The organism is Actinomadura rubrisoli (assembly GCF_004349215.1).
GTDB classification, from domain to species: domain Bacteria; phylum Actinomycetota; class Actinomycetes; order Streptosporangiales; family Streptosporangiaceae; genus Spirillospora; species Spirillospora rubrisoli.
In genome coordinates this window covers 1-1,183 of sequence record NZ_SMKU01000714.1, presented here as the reverse complement: position 1 = coordinate 1,183, position 1,183 = coordinate 1, and the positions used below count along the sequence as shown (strand labels likewise).

The following is a 1,183-nucleotide window of genomic DNA, read 5'->3' as shown; positions in this document are numbered from 1 at the left end:
GGGCGCCGCCACCCTCAAGAGCTGGTGCATCCTGCGGAAGGCTCGCTGCTCACCAAGCCGCCTGACCGCGATCGTCCAGGCGATCCTCGCCCTGCACCATCACGCCAACTGAGGTTGGAAAGACCTCACTGATCCTCCCCACGCGGAGGCACGCCGGCTTTTCCAGCCATGGCCGCCGTACGACGTGCGCAAGCCCACCGCCGACCTCACCGGCACGGCCGCGGCGACGGCGGGGGCTCAGTAAACGTTGACGCCGAACGCGCTGAGGACTTCGTCGATCGGCTGAAAGAAGGACGACCCGCCGCCGGCGCAGTTTTCGCCGGCGCCCATGCGCAAGCCGAGCGCGAAAGTGCCGGAGAGGTAGGGCGCCCCCGGGGTTTCGCCGCGCCTTGTGCAGATGGTCGTCCTCGCCAGACCGGTGATCGTCCCTTTCTGGAAGCGCACGCTCTGGTCACGCGCCGTCACGGTGCCGCACTTTATTCCGGTGACGGCACTGGTACGGCAGGCCCGCCGGCCGACTTCCGGACTGCGCGCCGCCGTGACGTCCTGGGACCCCGTGGGCGTCCGCACACTGCCGGGCCTCTCCACGCGGGGATTGACATAGCGGACGAGGCCGGTGGCGGTATTCGTGACCGCGACGACGGTGCCGAGTTCGACGGTCAGCGCCGGATCGGCGTAAATCTTCAAACCCACTTCGGCGCAGGCGCCCGTGGTGAGGAAGTAGTAGGTGCCGGACTTGCGCACGTTGAAACTCAGAGTGCAACGGACGCCGCCGCGCGCGAAGATCGGCTCTCCGCCCTCGGGCTTCGGGGCGCCGAAGAGACCGGGGGGCTCGTCCGTCCCGGGCTCGGGCTCCTGACCCGTCGCAGGCTCAGGACCCGTCACGGGACTGGGCGTTGATACAGGGCCGGGCGTAGATACGGGCCCGGGCGTAGATACGGGGCCGGGCGTAAGCACGGGGCCGGGTGTGGATACAGGGCCAGGCGTAAGCACGGGGCCAGGCGTGGATACAGGGCCAGGCGTTAGTACGGGGCCGGGCGTAAGTACGGGGCCGGGCGTAAGTACGGGGCCAGGCGTAAGTACAGGACCGGGCGTGGATACCGGGCCAGGGATGGTCACGGGGCCGGGCCTAGGCGTGCGGGGCGGCCTGGGCGCGCGGCCGGGCCGCCCCGCACGCCTAGGC

General features: G+C 70.2%; 1 protein-coding gene. It reads right to left on the bottom strand.

What is annotated here, in order from left to right; translation table 11 throughout:
- Positions 1–237: 237 nt before the first annotated feature.
- The gene (locus E1298_RS47045) at positions 238–885 is read right to left on the bottom strand and encodes a S1 family peptidase (RefSeq protein WP_131903819.1); all 648 of its coding nucleotides are present in this window, start codon (positions 883–885) and stop codon (positions 238–240) included.
- Positions 886–1,183: the final 298 nt, after the last annotated feature.